This is a genomic window from Alicyclobacillus fodiniaquatilis (genome assembly GCF_042678105.1).
Taxonomy (GTDB): domain Bacteria; phylum Bacillota; class Bacilli; order Alicyclobacillales; family Alicyclobacillaceae; genus Alicyclobacillus; species Alicyclobacillus fodiniaquatilis.
Genome location: NZ_JBHUCX010000101.1, coordinates 16667 through 32697, shown reverse-complemented (window position 1 = coordinate 32697; position 16031 = coordinate 16667). Strand labels below are relative to the sequence as shown.

The following is a 16031-nucleotide window of genomic DNA, read 5'->3' as shown; positions in this document are numbered from 1 at the left end:
CAAGCAGGCGATTATACAGAAGCCTACAACGTTCTACCGTGAACTGAATTCGACCCTCTTGTTCCTTCGTTGGATAGAGCCTGAACTTGTACGCTTTCCTCATATGATCACCTCGATTTCTGTCGCCTTCTGTATTAACAATTGCTTCAAACGTGATTCAACGGGCTCTACAAGCACCTTTCTCCGGTATTTCGGACAAAACACAACATGGTACTTGCAGTCAAATGTGACATTTCGATTCGACGTCTCTACTCATTGCAATCACCCAAGAACTTCTTACCAAAACAAGTTAGATACGGGACTATTTCATCTAACGTTTAGTTGATCGTTAATAGACATTTCGCCTAACGGCGAGCGCCTTATATCCCCCTAGCTAAAGCAAGGGGTTTTACGGCGCTTCTGATAATGTTTGTGATATATCTGTCCACCCGTATGCTACATCACGATAGATGTTCCCCATCATTTCGAAAGTCCCCTCAGAGACTTTTCGGCCTCCAATCCCTTCATAGAAACTACGTGACGGATAATTATTCGCAATTACCCATACCAACAATGAATGAATTCCAAGATCCTGCAGATGGTTCGCTAATTCTAAGGTCAATCTCCGCCCCAAACCTTTACGTTGATACGCTTGAAGAATGTAAATAGCGTATATCTCGCCTTTGTAAGTGTCGTTTCCCTTCCGTTCACGGCCTCCCCAAATAAATCCTACTATCGCTCCGTAATCGTCTTCAGCTACATATATCAATGAGTCATTTAAGGGTTGTTTCAACGTTTGAGTAAAACGGGGTTCTGACCAATCGTTATCCAATCCATCAAGAAATTCATCAGGCAAGATGGCATTGTGCGAAGATTTTAGACTGTGAATATGCACATGTACAATTCCATCGACATCTTCAATGACCGCTCTTCTAATCTTCATATCAATTATTCCCCTTGTACAATGAATTCGCTTTGTAATATGGTACAAGCCCAATCTACATTCAAATGGTCATCAAACTACAATCGTATACAAATCTGATATATCGATACACTTCGTGTTACAGTGCCTTCTTGAACATCGCACCCAATGGCTTAAAAAAATAGAACGTTAGAATTATTTGAAGTTCGGTACCAGATACGTCAGAATGAACACTACAATGGACGGAATTGCAAAGACCAACCGTGCAAAAGCCCAAGTGATACGGAGATTTCTGTCTTGTGAACGCTCATTATAGCTGTTGGCTCTTGTACGGGCTCCACTAACGAAGATTCCTGCCAATACTGCCGAAATGAGCAGCGGAATGCCAGCGGACAGCATCGTGAAGTGTTGAACGAAATCTGAAGTATGAACACAAACACCTAACAAAATTGCTATCATTGCGACCCCTAGACCTGAGAAAAAATTTTCATTCTCATACGCATCCCCCAATAAGATGACTTTTCGATACAAACATAATTTTCAGCCTTCGTTGCTCCTCTTACATCCCTAAGATATCTTCAAGAAAAAACCCATATGGATATGTATTCCACATCCAATGGGTGTAATCCTTGTAAATCCTTATTGAACTAGCTCAACAGCGACTGATCCTTTCCTGAGACTGCTATTAAGCAGTATGCAAAAAAGTGAAAGCTTGCAGAGGAAACTTACCCACAAAGCGCACATATGTTCACTGCTCTAGTTTTTTATGTATCACATTGCCGATCCTGCAAGAGCACCCCGAGCCGGTCTACGTTCTGTTCGTCAGCTTCCGGGGCATATTTTTTGGTTGCCTTAAATTCAGCAGCAGTTTCTCGAAGCTGCTGCCAGATCAATCTAGGTTGAGCGCGCCAGTTCCTCATCGTATGACAAAAGCGTTCAGATGATCTCCAACCGCTTGCCAAGCATGTCCAGCATCTCCTTGGTGCCACGCTCACGCTGATCCGGTGTATCGCGGCCATCCGCCCACATGGCAAACACCCGCTCGGGCGATGCTTTATATACCCGTTTGATCACGAAGGTACTGTGTGCGGCAAATCGTTCGTTCATATATTTCAGCTGCGTTGATTTGGATCATCGGCATGTCCGTCGGCGAGGTCGCCCAGCAGATCAAGGCGGCGCTCCTAGTCCAACCGATGTTCGACGATATACTTTTCATGTTTCATTTTCCTCGTTCCCACAGTGAAATAAGCGCCTAACTTGAAAGCGACTCCTGATTGTCTATTCGTTGAGCCACACGTTCGAATTGAGCCAGAAGTTTCTGCTGCGTTTTGATCTTTCTTTGGACTCGTTCAATCTGAACGGCCACAATGGCGGATACATGCTGAATAACAAGTGAAAGCTATCTATACGGTAAGCCACGGGATAATTCGAAAAGTTGGACAGCGTACGATAAAATGAGGAATCGAAAAATGGCATATGCAAAAGAGGTGCATAGTGGATTTGAATCAGGACAGTGATCGTACACAAGATGGATTCTGGAGACGAATCGGCAATGAGGTAGAAACAGTTGGCGTAGAGGCTGTACGAGATGATGAGCGTACAATGAGTGCCAATAAGTTATTTGTCGTCTGGGCGATGGCGTCGGCGTCGGCGACAACCCCAGTGATTGGCTCACTGTTGTTTGCGATGGGCTTCACCAACATGGTCATCGCCATTGTCATTGCTTTTCTCATTGGGTTCATTCCAGCGGGATTGTTTAGTGAAATGGGGCGTGAAATTCCGCTCACTGCACTGATTGTCGCACGGCGAACTTATGGTTGGATAGGCGCATTCATTTTCTCTGTATTATTTACGTTTGTGAATGTTGGATGGTTTGGTTTAAATACAGAAGTTGGAGGCCAAATATTATCCAGTATATTTCGGACGAGTGGCTCATTTTGGTTTTGGGTCGTTGGGATTGTTCAAATCATCCTCGTTTTGTTTGGAATGAAATGGTTAGAGTATTTTTATCGGTATACTGCTGCGCTTATGATTGCCTGTTATGCAGTATTAACCGCTTATCTGTTTATTCATTACCACATCCATATGCCCGGTCCAAATGGGCAGTTCACATGGGGAGCGTCTCTTTCTACGATTCTCACGTTCTCCATTTTGGCTTGGGCATATAAAATTTCTACCATGTCACGTTTTTGCGTTCCGGCACATCAGACGAAGCGACGGGGATGGTTCTTCGTGGCGGGATCGTCTGGGATCATGCTTTCAGTCTTTTTGATGGGGCTAGTCGGGATTTTATCCCAAGAGGCAACAGGGAACTGGAATGTGGCTTTACTCGGCACGCATATCCCAGTCTGGGGCGTGATTGCGGGACTCGGTGTAGCGCTTGCTGTCATCCATTCCAATGCCATGAATTTGTATCCATCGACTGTGGATTTGTTGGCTGCACTGAATACTGTTAGGAAGCCAATGAAATGGGAGCAGCCGATTGCGACGGTGGTTTTGGGGATTATCTCGACGTTACTGGCTGTATATGGGATTTTAGACAAAATTCAAGGTTTCTTAAATATCATCGGTGATGTTCTGTTGCCATTCACATTTATCATGGTTGTTGACTGGGTTTGGATTCAGCGCAAAAAGACGCCTCAGAACACTTTTTTCGATCACCCTAGTACTGCGTCACAATGGTTGTCCATCCCTGCCACAGTAGGATTTATTGTGGGGTTCGTCATCAATTTCTGGGGGGCGGATTTTCTGCCAAGATTCTTCTACAACGTGTTGCCCTTGCCGGTCGTCGGATCAATCGTCGGTGCGGCTATCTTTTGGATACTTGCTGTCGTCTCGGGACTACGAGTAGGCGATGATTCGCCGGAAACGGTGCGTTAATGCGGGAATATCATATGGCACAGACTCGTCGGAGTGCCACTGGGTGCTCAAGGCGGCGCGTACTGAGCCATGCCGTCCCGATGAAGAATCCCCATTCATCTAGGGATTCTTCATCGGGACGTAAATAGCAAAAGCGCATCAAGCAGTTTGATGTTGGATTGCTCTGGTCTCACACGAATATTGCTTACTTTTTATGAATGCTTATTTTCATGTAAGACACGCTGGAACTGATTCGGTATCTTTGTTTCAAACCGAAGCGTTTCCCCCGTAATTGGGTGTTTGAAGGCAAGGATCTGTGCATGAAGCCCAAGCCTGGCAATTGGATTTTTTCTGGAACCATAACGTTTATCTCCTACAACGCTATGTCCAATGCTTTGCATATGTACGCGAATCTGATTTTTTCTACCAGTCTCCAATTGTACAGCTAGTAAGGAATATTCAGATGTTCGCTCGATGACCTGATAGTGTGTAATTGCGACGACGCCATCTCCTGGTTGACTTACATACATGGTCTTTGTAGAAGATTCTTTCAACCATGTCTTAATGGTTGACTGCTTTTCTTCAACAGCGCCTTCCACGAGCGCCACATAGGATCGTTCTAGGATCACGTCTTTCCAATGATCCTGGAGCTGATTTTTGACCGCTTCGCTTTTTGCAAACATCATCAGCCCAGAAGTATCCCTATCCAACCGATGAACAATGAACAGGCGTGCCCTTGGATTGCGCTCTTGGACATACTCATTGAGAATGCGGTACGCTGTCCGTTCCTTTTCCTCATCGGTCGCGATGGACAGTAATCTAGGAGGTTTATTGATGACGAGAAGAGATTCGTCTTCGTATATAATCTTGACGCCTGCCATGGCCTCTCTTCCTTGGACAGACCCAGTCTGTAGAATGGTGACTTTATCTCCAGCGGCCAAAAGATGATCATGTCTTGTAACGACGCGATTTCCGACCATCACCTGTCCTCTGGTCAATAAGGATTTTACTTTATTACGACCTTTACCCGGGTACTTTTCCAAAAGAAATGGGAGAAGATGAGCTTCTTCTCTCACGTGAAATATAGGTTGCTTTTGCAATGAAATTCCTCCACAGCGGGTACGTCTTAATTGCGCTCTTAAGCCAGCGTATTTACATGATTCCCTGGATTAAACGGCCTTTAATACGAGTATGAGCCAAACGTTGACAAAATAATAGCTGAGATCAGAAGTTGCGCTGGAATGACGTCTCCATGTTCGCCAAAGCGATTACGCGTTTAAATGTGAGTCCGCGCCGCCCGCGCTGCTCTTCACTTTTAAAGTGAGTACGGGACACGCTGGTGAATGCGCTCTCAGGTTTCATTCAGGATAATGTCCTTTAGTTCAATCAGAGTCTTGATTCGATAGCTGGCCTGTGAGAAGTCATGTGTTTTTGTGAAGTCGTTATGGACAATAGCACAGTCGATACCAGCCGCCACGGCTGAGTTCAACCCTCTGTTTGAATCCTCTACAACCAAGGTCTCTTCTTTGGTAGCTCCGAAGCGCTTTAGGCCGGTCAAGTATGGTTCCGGGTGCGGCTTGGTGCGCTCGTAGTCTTCGCGAACAAGGACGAACTCCATGAATTGTCTAATCTGGCGCTTTTCATGAATAAGTTGAAAATCCGCACGTTTTGCAGTCGTCACGATGGCCATGCGGACGTACTTTGACAGTTCTGCTAGCGTTTCAACTACGCCTTCAATCTCTATGGCTTCTGTTCTTAGATATTCCTGATAATAGACGTTGCGGACCTCACGCTGCTTGCTGATGGTCTGTTCATCAATACCTGCCGCCCTAGCTTGGGACCAAGTGCCCAATGACTGGGTCATGTCGCGGAGGTATTGATCTTTATCCAAGGTAAATCCAATGTCAGCCAGAGCGCGTTCTCCCGCCTTGTAATACCAGAATTCAGTATCAACCAGAACACCATCATGATCGAAGAGTATGTATTTTTTCATTGTTTCGTTCTCCTTTGTCAGTTGCGACAACCATGCGTGCCATCACGCGCTGTTGATCACCCATAAGTAGACAGGCCACTGATATTCACGTTGCCGGTGATGGCTTCCTCCAAACTGACTCCTTTGACACTCCGATTCCTAGCTGCGTTCCCATCAAGGAGCTAAAACAGAATTCTTGGCGCATCTCCGATGAAATGTTGCGCCATAGGAATTTCTCGTTTATGGGAAAGTATTATTGAAAGAGGGAGTTCAAGTCGAAGCTTGAACTCCCTCTTCGTGCTAAACCAGAAAAATTTCCAGTGGTTCAAGACCAACTACATCTCAACACTTGCTATAGCCACAAGCCTCACACTCGTAACAACCGCCAGTGTGCACAAGCGCGTGCTGATGGCATTCCGGACACCAGTCCTTGGCCACCGAGTAGGAGCGCAACGTGACACGCGCTTCACCTGAAGCGTCTGTTGGCGCAGTGACCGTCTCCTGGCCGCTTGCCCACTCGCTGAAAGCTGCCTGTCGCAGCGGGAATGTCTCGGCGTGCTCAATCAGCGACTTGGCGATGGCGTCAGGCACAGACGTGATCCGCCGACTGCCGAAACCAACTGCGCTGGAACCGCCAACGCCGGAGAAATGCTTGACCAGTTCAGCCTCTTTGTTCGGATTGTTCGAATCGCGCAAATACAAGGTGATGGCGCGGCCGAGCGCCTCGTTTGCCGCGTACACATCCGTTCCCGCCTTGCCAATGTTCACAAACATCTCTGTCGCAACGTGATCCAAGGGGTCATCATTGATGGTGATGAACGCTTTCCCCAGTGGCGTTTCTTTGCGATATGTCGCACCATACAACACATCTGGCCGTTTGCGTTTCTTGTAAATGGCATCGGTTGGCGCAGCTTGGGCCACCGTTGCAGCCACATCGACGAGCGTATTCGCCCCCGCTTCATCCGCCGTCCCGTCCTTCTCTTCGTCCGCTTTCAGCGACAGCACTTGCTCAGAGCGCGATCCGTCGCGATAAATCGTGATGCCTTTGCAACCGAGCGCATAGGCGAGATCGTACAATTGTTTCGTGTCTTCCACGCTATATGAATTCGGGGCGTTACAAGTCTTCGAAATCGAGCTGTCGATCCACTTTTGCAATGCGCCCTGGACGCGCACATGGTCCTCTGGCGACAACTCCATGGCCGTCACAAAGTAATCGGGCAGTGTCGCTGTTTCCCCGCCGTGGGATTTCAGATACGCATCGACAATGGCAGCGTGTTCTTCAAACATCCCCAAGCGCGAATTGCGGAAATAAGTCCACGCGTAATACGGCTCACAGCCTGTCGAGCAGCCGACCATCGTGCCGGTCGTCCCCGTCGGTGCAATGGTCATGGTCGTCACATTGCGGACGCCGTGCGCGGCAATCGCTTCGGTGACATGTGGGCGTTCGGCAGCCATTTGCTGCATGAAGCCCGATTGCAAAAACAATGTCGCGTCAAAACGTGGGAACGCTCCGTTTTCTTTGGCGAGTTCCACCGATTCCAAATAGCTCCACTCCGCCATCAAGCCCATGATGACATCAATCAATTGGACAGACGCCTCTGACCCATAACGGATACCGCAATAGAGTAACAAGTCATGCAAACCCATGATGCCGAGACCAATGCGCCGTTCGGACAACTGGTTCTCCCGGTTGGCTTCGAACGGGTAATACGTCGCGTCAATGATGGCATCCTGGAAGCGAATGCCGCTGCGCGTCATCTGCTCCAGCTCTTCCCAGCGGATATGGTGTAGCAGAAAATCGGTTTCCGCAGCATCAAAATGCTTGCGCAACCAGCCTTCAATGTAACTTTCCAACTCACTGTTGCCAAACGTGGTCCGAACCCCGCTGTCTTTAAAGCCGTTAGCAAACTGTGCGAGCACAACCGCGCCGAGATTACAGATGCCATTGGCAGGCAGCGGTTGCTCCCCGCAGGGATTGGTCGCGACCAAAGGATTGAAATACCATGAGTTGCTCATCCGATTCGCGCGCCCCAAAAAGACGACGCCTGGCTCCGCCGATTTCCAGGCTGACAGGCACAATTCGTCCCACAAAGACTTGGCAGACAACGTGTCAACCACTTCGAACGGCTGTCCATCGGCCAGCCAGGTTTCGAAATTGCCGTCAAAATCAGCTGTCGCCGTCGCAGGCACAAAGCCAATTTGCCATGGTTCGTCCGCAGCTTTGGCCTCCATAAATTGTTCCGAGATCCCGACACTGATGTTCGCGCCTGTGATAACCCCATCGACCTGCTTGGCCCGAATAAACCGCAGCACATCCGCGTGCCGATCATTCAAAATCAGCATCAACGCACCGCGCCGAGAGCCGCCCTGCAACGTCAACTGGCAGCCGACACTCATGATTTCACCGACGCCGACTGGACCAAACCCTTCGCCAAACACTTGGTTCCCTTTGTCGTACAACTGTCCCCACGAGTACGCGCCGGAACTCCGTCCATTCACGCCGCGGACATAGCTGTAGCGCGGACGCAATGACGACAAGACCACCGACACACGCTTGCCCGTCTCCATCTGTTCCCACATGTCGCCAAGCGTGGTGGCAATGGTGCTGCGTTGATCTCCTGGATAAATCACCGTCCCGACCAAATCCGGCAAGACCTTCGCATCACTTTCCAAAATGCGTTCATACAAAGCGCGGGCTGAAACGGGTTCACTATAGACGACCGCCCGCTCCTCAGCCAACCAATCCTCAATGCGGCCGTTCCACAGGGCGTCATACTGATCTACCGTGGTGTCTGGGAAAACGAACGACCACTGCGCCTCTTCTTCCACCGCCCGCATAAAGGCTTTGCTGACGCGAACGACTTTCGTGCTGTTCGGATACGACGCCTGCAAAAAGTCCTCAATGTCCGCATGCCAAACGTCCAGCACAAGGCACAGTTCCGCCTGACGCGATTTTTCACTGGCCTTGACCAGCGTGCCCTGTGGTGGAATCCGGGACAAATTCATGCCCACGCCACCGCTGCGCGCTTGAATCTCAAGCGTCTGGCCAAACGATTCGGCGTAGTCGCGCAACCCCGGGCCAACACTCGGAATGACAAAACAGTTGTAGCTGGTCGTCTGCATGCCCGTGCCCATGGAAGCGTTGATGCGCCCACCTGGCACGTAGCGCCAATGGCTCTGCAACTGGTAAAATGCCTCTTCCCAATGGGCGGGATCGTTGGTGACACTCGCTGCGCCTTTCGCCACGCGACGCCACATTTCACGTGGACTTGTCTCACGCAATACGTCCACCTGTTGAACGGGCAGTGTCTCTTCCACACCGTCACGCAAAGCGACTGTGACCTGTCCGGCGGATTCATCAATCGCCACTACACGCGCCAATTCGTGATAGGCGCGTTTTTTATCGAGCACAGCGACAACGAGCGACCCGACCGCCAAGGTTTCCTTTTTCACATCTTTTTGTAAGTATCTATCCGCGACAATTTTCTCCCCAGTCGCATTCAAGATGTCTTCTGCCGTAAATTCAAGCATGTGGTCACCCGTTTCATTCGCCATTCTGACATCCTCCGTCCACTTTCAACTTTTCCAAACATACCTACCCAAGCGCAAATTCGGTGCGCTGGTGCCGCGCCATCCGCGATGCCCTCGCATTGAGGCTTCTTGGTGCAAGACGCATCACACATGACGCGCCTAGCGCTTTTCGGAGAGGAGTGACAGCACTTCCGTCGCCAATGTCTCCACGTCGCGAAACTCACGATAGACACTTGCAAAGCGAACATATGCCACGCCGTCCAATCCTTTGAGCGCCTCCATAACGCGTTCGCCAACCACAGAAGACGGCACTTCCCGCTCGTGCTCCATCCGCAAAGTGCGTTCGATCTCGCTGCACACAGCTTCGACTTGCTCAGCTGAGATCGGACGTTTTTCACATGCTTTCATCAAGCCGCGGTAAATCTTCTCACGCGAAAATTCTTCCCGCTCCATATCCTTTTTGATAACCATCAAAGGACGTTGTTCCATCCGTTCGTATGTAGTAAATCTTCGACCACAATCAGCCTGAACGCACTCGCGCCGCCGCCGAATGGTGGTCCCATCTTCGCCTGGACGAGACTCAACGACCCGCGTATTTTCCGCATCACAGTACGGACATTTCATGCTTGTCCCTCATTTCTAATGAAGATAAGGGTTCATCACCGATACCACAGATGTGGTGTTGAAATTACAAACAGAGCTTATTATACACGCTATATGTACGGCTGACAAGAGAGTGAAAAGAGGCCGAAGAAGCCCGTCATGACAAGCTTTTCGACCGCTCTACGCCTCGCCGCAAGGTGAAAAAAATTTACCTTAAAATAAAAGTCAGTATGGTTTTCGTCCACCACTCAAGGTGCTTCGATGAAGTCACGTTTTCAACCTCGACTGATGCACAGGCGCCGCACGATATGCATCAATTGACCGCCTCGTTCCGAAACAACACATCGACAGAATCGACTGTTTCATCGGGGATTGGCGCATCATCCGCAGGCGGAAAGACAACCCCGCTTCTAACCATAATCGAATGCACACTTGCCTGTTGCCCTGCCAGAATATCCGTATAGAGGTTATCGCCGATAATCACCGTTTCTTCTCGCGACACTTGATAGCGTTGCAATGCAAAATCGATAAATGACGGATCCGGTTTGCCCGTCACAATTGGCGAGACGCCCGTGGCAGTGGAGAGCAAGGCCCCTTGTGCGCCATTGCCTGGCAAGAAGCCATCTTCCACTGGCAAGCGGACATCTGGATTGGTCAAAACAAACCAACCCAGACGCGCAATCACGCGGGCGACGACAGCCAAGTCCAAATAGGTCACACGTTGATCCATCCCGACGACGACCGCGTCAACATCTTGCAGCCACGCTTCGCCCAGTGCGTCGCCTTGCGCGCGCCGCACCATAAAATCTGCCTCCAACAAAGCCGTACGCACGCCGTCACGCCCCACATACATCACGGAAGCCCCTTTGTAGAGCCGCTGCTGTAGGACATGTGCGGCAGCTTGCGCCGTCGTGCAAACTTCGTTCGCCGCCGCCTGTATCGCGCATTTGGCCAAGACGGCCACCACCTCATCCGGCGTCCGCGACGAGTTGTTCGTGAAAAAGACAGGCTGCACGCCTTGCCTGCGCAAACGCTCGACGAATGCAGGTGCCCCAGGGATGACCACGCCATCTCGCCACAAAGTGCCATCGAGATCGAGCAATGCCAGGCGGAACCGTTTTTCATTGTTCATCTTGTTTCATCTCCGATTTTTGGCCTCTTCGCCATTCACGCCAGCGGGCGGAACACCGCAAACGGGCGCGTATACTTAAACGGCTCGCTCATTTCATCCAGTCGTTGCAATACATCTTCTGACAATGTCAACGCCGTGCTCTGCAAATTGTCGAGAACTTGTTCGGGACGGGACGCCCCGACGATGACCGTGGCGACAGATGGGCGCGCCATCAGCCAAGCGATAGACAAGGCGCTTGCTGTCGTACCCAACGTTTGCGCCAAATCCTGTACACCTGCGCCCAACGCAAGACGCGCGTCGTCAAGCCGCTGCTTGAAGCGCGGCTCTTTTTCCAGCCGAGAACCGCTCGGCGTCTGATTGCCTGCGTATTTCCCAGTGAGAATACCGCCAGCCAGCGGGTAGTAAGGAATGATGCCAATTCCCTGCTCAAGGCACAGCGGCTCGAGTTCCACTTCAATCGTTCGATCCGCCAGCGAATAGCAAGGCTGTATGGACACGAATTTCGCCAAGTGTTCGCGTTCACTGATGCTCAGCGCCCTCATCAGTTCCCACGCCAGGTAGTTGGACGTGCCGATATAACGAACTTTGCCGGCGCGAATGATGTCCTCCAGCGCGCGCAACGTCTCCTCTACCGGGGTTTTGGCGTCAAGCGTATGTATTTGGTAGAGATCTACATAATCTGTCTGTAAGCGGGTCAGGCTGGCGTCGATTTGCTCCATCACTTCTCTGCGGGATGACCCGCCCATGTTCGGCCCTTCGCCGCGCGGCATCCCCACCTTGGTCGCCAAAACCACTTGCGCGCGCTTCCCACCGGTAAGCGCTTTGCCAATGATGGATTCCGACTGCGTGTTGGTATACACGTTGGCCGTATCGATGAAGTTGATGCCCTGCGCTATCGCCTCGTCAAGAATGCGTATGGACGTCGCCTCATCGGCTCGTCCACCAAACGAGTTGGTCCCCAACCCCAACGCCGAAACTGTCAAACCACTTCGACCGAGTTGATTATACTTCACACCCGTTCTCCTCCATCCTAAAAATCAAGTCAAACCATTTGCGTACCCCATCCGCCCTTGCATCAGTGGACTGACTCTCCAATATTGTGGGCGTCCGGCCTACCTATTCGAACGTATTTTCAAGGATGGCATCGCGCATGGCGGTTTTGCACACTTCGTGAATGACTCTAGTGTATCGCATCCATGCGCTCGATGGAAAATTGACGCCTTTGCCTTGTACGCGCCATCCGCAATGCCCGGATTGAATCACCTTTCACGGCTCTTTTGATGCAAAGCGCATCACACCTAGCGGTCTACGCGCCTCGCTTCCCCGCTTGCCACAGCCTTTCCGGAATCGCCTTCATCAAGGATTGGCCCGCTTTTTTCAGCCAAATCTTGCGCTGTTGTTGCCATACCAAAGCCAGCTCCAGCCACGCTTGATAGGACCGCGCATCTGTCTGTAACTGCAACAATTTTTTCTCGACCACTTTGTCCGTGCGACGCGCTTGATAGAGCGCGCGCACAAGCCCCATCATCAGTTCGTCACAATCAGTCTTTTCTGACGGTGTAAAATGCAAGCGAATGCAGTGTCCAATCGCCAAGTCGCGATAGACGCTACTTTCGTTTACCTGCGCGATCAACGGCGAAATCTCCGCTGCCCGTTCATCTCCCTGCACGCTCTGCCATTCGGCGATGACAGAAGTAAACACTTGCTGCGCGTACTGCGAACGGCGCAGCGCACGCAAACCGGTGCCCCAAACTGGATGTAAAGGTTGACTGGCCATCGCTGTTCCCCCATGTTCATCATTTGTTCATCTACTGCCCGATGCGGAATCCATCGTGCACGATATCTTTCATGATATGAGCCGTGCCACAAGTCGGTGACCTGCTGCGACAATTGGCGTCTTGTGGCGTGAGCGCCCCCTACTTGACGTCTTTTTCACGGCGCACGCCAAGAGGGAATTGACCAAACTTTGGGGAACTCTTAACATAAATGCAGCGATGCAAAGGAGTGGCGCCACCATGGGACAGGTTGAACTGGAGCAACTAAGCGAACACGTATTTCGCATATCCGTCCCTACACGGACAATTCCTCCGCTCAATCAAACCAATACATATGTCATCAAAGCTGGTCAGTCAGCCTATGTCGTCGATTGTGGCGGCGCTGAAATGGACGTGATCGCACAAGTTGCATCCCTTTTTGCATCCCTGGGCATCAAACAGGTGATTGGTTATGTCGCAACGCATTATCACCCTGACCACACGGTCGGCATTCCACTGTTGCGCCAGTTCTTTGAGGCGCCCGTATATGTCCATCCGTTTGATCAGGCAAATGCGGCGAAGGAAATGCACGTGGATAGCGCTCATCTCCAAGCGCCCGCATCTGTGCTGACCATTGCGTCGGTCAGCTTGCGCGTCATGCATCAGCCAGGACATACGCATGGCCACCTACATATTCAGGTAGATCCCGATGATCTGCTGATGGTCGGCGACCACATGGCTGGTGAAGGAACCGTCTGGATTGGTCCGCCTGATGGTCACATGCGCGATTATTACGAAGCGTTGAAAAAAATTGCGGCATCATCTGCGACATTCGCCTTGCCTGGACACGGCGCGCCCATTGCGTCGCCGCAAACAGCAAGCGCGGCGCTTCTGCAGCATCGACTTGACCGTGAAGCGCAAATTCGGCAGTTGCTCACAACAAGACCGCACACACTGAACGAGATTGTCACCGCACTGTACGCAGACCGCAATTTGGGGTCAGCCTTGCGTTTTGCAAAGCGGACGACACAAGCGCATCTCACGCATCTGATTGACAATGGTTATGTCGGTCGACGTTGTCTGGCACCCGATTTTAAAATGGTCTACTACCATCTGTAGGCGCAAAGGAGGACAAGGACAGTTTGAAGAACACACAGCGAGATCAACTTGAGTGGCGCGTCAGTATAGGGCTGTTGTTATTCGCCGTGCTTTTTCACCTCTATTTTTCTGTGTCTTTTTGGCGAACGAACATTCAACTTTACGGAGATGCGGTCCATTACGATCACGCCGCAGTTTGGCTACTGCTCAAGCATATTTATTCCTATTGGAGTTGGGGACCGTCGGCGATGATCACGCCGGGTTACCCGCTTTTCTTGGACTTTGCCTATTGGCTGACGCACTTTAAATCGCACAACCACCAAGTGGAGATGCATGTTGCTGTGACATTTCAACATCTGCTCGCTGCTGGAACCGTATTTCTGATCTACCGCATCGCGCGCTTCTTTCTACCGCGTTGGGCGAGTCTGATTGCGGCGCTGCTGTGGTTATTTTATCCACCTTCCAACTGGGCGGCTGACCAATTGCTCACCGAGACGGTGTACGTCTTTTTCTTGATTCTATTCGTCTGGACATTTCTTTTCGCGCTGGAGAGAAAGCAAATTTGGCGTTTTGCGCTCGCAGGGGTGGCCTTGGCGCTCGCGACACTGGTGCGTCCAACCGTGTTTCCGCTCGTCGTGGCACCGCTTCTCTTCTTGTTACAGCGGCAAAATTGGCCAGCAGTGCGCACCCACCTGATTCACTGGCTCACCTATCTCGGCGCCTTTGTCGTCTGTATGTTGCCGTGGTGGATACGCAATGGGGTCGTTTTACACCGGCTCATTTTGACCGACGACGACATGGCCAATCCGCTCTTGTTTGGCTCTGACCCAAACTTTGCCCATGACACAAGCCTGGACAGCGGACTAGACCGTCAGCAGCAGGAACATCTGGCTGTGCATCGCATCATCGAAGGTTTTAGTCACCACCCGTTTCAGTATGCGAAATGGTACACAGTGGACAAGCTGAGACTATTGTTTGGCTCACCATGGTATCTCGACAAACTTTCGAAACACGCCACATTTCCACAAAAGTTAACGTTCGTCTTTGCGCACTTTCACTTGGCCTGGGTCATTCTCGGCGCTGTTGGATTACTGCTCGGCGCATGGCGGCCCATGTTGCGTTGGATCAGCGCCTTGGCGCTGTTTCTCATCGTCGCCCAGTTGCCGTTTATTCCAATCAATCGCTACATGTTTCCGACCATGCCGCTGATGTTCATCGGCGTCGCAGCACTGACGTATTTGGTTGTCGTCCGTATAAAAGAGCATCGACAGCCTGTTCCAAACGGATAAGACGTGGTATTCTGATTGGCGGTAATACGCCAAGGATGGAGGACAAGCCGTACAATGCGGATAGCAGTTTTACTTCCTTGTTACAACGAAGAATTGACCATTGAAAAGGTCATACGGGATTTTCAGCAAGAATTGCCGGACGCGACCATTTACGTCTATGACAACAACTCGCGGGACAAAACTGCGGAAATTGCGCGCCGTGCAGGCGCTGTGGTGCGCCGTGAAATTCGCCAAGGCAAAGGCAACGTCGTGCGCTCGATGTTTCGCGACATCGACGCAGACCTCTATGTCATGGCCGACGGCGATGATACATACCCAGCCGAGTTTGTCCATCATCTGATACAGCCTGTCGTCGATGGCGAAGCAGATATGGCCATTGGTGACCGCCACTCGGACGGATCGTACTCGAGTGAAAATAAGCGTCCGTTTCACAACTTGGGCAACCATCTTGTCAAAGGACTCATCAACCGCTTATTTCGATCCGATCTGCGCGACATCATGACTGGCTACCGCGTGTTCAATCGGCAGTTTGCCAAGACGATGCCGGTCAAGAGCGAGGGTTTTGAAATCGAGACGGAAATGACATTACATGCGCTGGATAAACGGTTCCGCATCGTGGAGGTGCCGATTGCCTATCGGGATCGCCCACCTGGCAGTGAGTCCAAGCTGAATACCGTCAGCGACGGTTTGCGCGTCGTGCGCACGGTTTTCCGCATTTTCAAGGACTACCGACCGTTGGCGTTTTTCAGCGTCATTGCGCTGATTTTGTTCATACTTGGGCTGTTGGTCGGCATTCCGGTCATTACAGAGTTTTTCCATACAGGCCGCATTGCCAAGATGCCGTCTGCCATTCTTGCGGTTGGGCTGATGGTATTGGCGACCAACGCCCTGA

The 16031-nt window shown here is 51.0% G+C and carries 15 protein-coding genes and 1 pseudogene; 4 read left to right on the top strand and 12 right to left on the bottom strand.

Annotation, left to right across the window (positions count from 1 at the left end):
- The 5 genes and pseudogenes from ACFSB2_RS26220 to ACFSB2_RS26200 all read right to left on the bottom strand — a co-directional run.
- Positions 1–103: helix-turn-helix domain-containing protein (locus ACFSB2_RS26220; protein ID WP_377946182.1), on the bottom strand; the 103-nt coding region annotated here is incomplete at its 3' end.
- Between the two features lie 8 nt (positions 104–111).
- Positions 112–243, bottom strand: a pseudogene (locus ACFSB2_RS26215) (transposase); the annotation flags it as partial.
- A gap of 145 nt (positions 244–388) precedes the next feature.
- Positions 389–922 (bottom strand): GNAT family N-acetyltransferase, encoded by a 534-nt coding sequence (locus tag ACFSB2_RS26210; protein WP_377946178.1) that lies wholly within the window; start codon positions 920–922, stop codon positions 389–391.
- Between the two features lie 174 nt (positions 923–1096).
- On the bottom strand, positions 1097–1300 hold the full coding sequence (locus ACFSB2_RS26205) for a DUF5316 family protein (protein ID WP_377946181.1): 204 nt from the start codon (positions 1298–1300) through the stop codon (positions 1097–1099).
- Between the two features lie 537 nt (positions 1301–1837).
- Positions 1838–2008 (bottom strand): hypothetical protein, encoded by a 171-nt coding sequence (locus ACFSB2_RS26200; protein ID WP_377946177.1) that lies wholly within the window; start codon positions 2006–2008, stop codon positions 1838–1840.
- A 387-nt stretch (positions 2009–2395) separates the two neighbouring features.
- Between ACFSB2_RS26200 and ACFSB2_RS26195 the strand changes: the two genes are divergently transcribed.
- A complete protein-coding gene (locus ACFSB2_RS26195) occupies positions 2396–3781 on the top strand; it encodes a purine-cytosine permease family protein (RefSeq protein ID WP_377946176.1) in 1386 nt (461 codons plus the stop codon).
- A 191-nt stretch (positions 3782–3972) separates the two neighbouring features.
- On the opposite strand, the gene ACFSB2_RS26190 is transcribed toward ACFSB2_RS26195, so the two are convergent.
- The 7 genes from ACFSB2_RS26190 to ACFSB2_RS26160 form a co-directional block, all read right to left on the bottom strand.
- The gene (locus tag ACFSB2_RS26190) at positions 3973–4860 is read right to left on the bottom strand and encodes an RluA family pseudouridine synthase (protein ID WP_377946175.1); all 888 of its coding nucleotides are present in this window, start codon (positions 4858–4860) and stop codon (positions 3973–3975) included.
- A 251-nt stretch (positions 4861–5111) separates the two neighbouring features.
- Positions 5112–5753, bottom strand: a complete 642-nt coding sequence (locus tag ACFSB2_RS26185) for an HAD family hydrolase (protein ID WP_377946173.1) — start codon at positions 5751–5753, stop codon at positions 5112–5114.
- 321 nt (positions 5754–6074) lie between these two features.
- Positions 6075–9287, bottom strand: coding sequence for an adenosylcobalamin-dependent ribonucleoside-diphosphate reductase (locus ACFSB2_RS26180; protein ID WP_377946172.1), 3213 nt, complete (start codon positions 9285–9287; stop codon positions 6075–6077).
- 135 nt (positions 9288–9422) lie between these two features.
- Complete coding sequence (gene nrdR, locus ACFSB2_RS26175) at positions 9423–9887, bottom strand: transcriptional regulator NrdR (RefSeq protein WP_377946170.1); 465 nt, start codon at positions 9885–9887, stop codon at positions 9423–9425.
- Positions 9888–10179: 292 nt separating this feature from the next.
- On the bottom strand, positions 10180–10998 hold the full coding sequence (locus tag ACFSB2_RS26170) for an HAD-IIA family hydrolase (protein ID WP_377946169.1): 819 nt from the start codon (positions 10996–10998) through the stop codon (positions 10180–10182).
- Between the two features lie 35 nt (positions 10999–11033).
- Complete coding sequence (locus ACFSB2_RS26165; RefSeq protein WP_377946168.1) at positions 11034–12011, bottom strand: aldo/keto reductase; 978 nt, start codon at positions 12009–12011, stop codon at positions 11034–11036.
- A 293-nt stretch (positions 12012–12304) separates the two neighbouring features.
- Positions 12305–12775 carry a hypothetical protein gene (locus ACFSB2_RS26160; protein ID WP_377946166.1) on the bottom strand — a complete coding sequence of 157 codons (471 nt, stop codon included), beginning with the start codon at positions 12773–12775 and terminating at the stop codon, positions 12305–12307.
- A 238-nt stretch (positions 12776–13013) separates the two neighbouring features.
- Here ACFSB2_RS26160 and ACFSB2_RS26155 point away from each other — a divergent pair, with 238 nt between their 5' ends.
- From ACFSB2_RS26155 to ACFSB2_RS26145, 3 genes are all read left to right on the top strand, one after another.
- Entirely contained in the window at positions 13014–13871 is an 858-nt protein-coding gene (locus tag ACFSB2_RS26155) for an MBL fold metallo-hydrolase (RefSeq protein WP_377946165.1), read from the top strand.
- A 23-nt stretch (positions 13872–13894) separates the two neighbouring features.
- Entirely contained in the window at positions 13895–15139 is a 1245-nt protein-coding gene (locus ACFSB2_RS26150; protein ID WP_377946163.1) for a glycosyltransferase family 39 protein, read from the top strand.
- Between the two features lie 54 nt (positions 15140–15193).
- The coding region (locus ACFSB2_RS26145) for a glycosyltransferase family 2 protein (RefSeq protein WP_377946162.1) at positions 15194–16031 on the top strand (838 nt) is incomplete at its 3' end.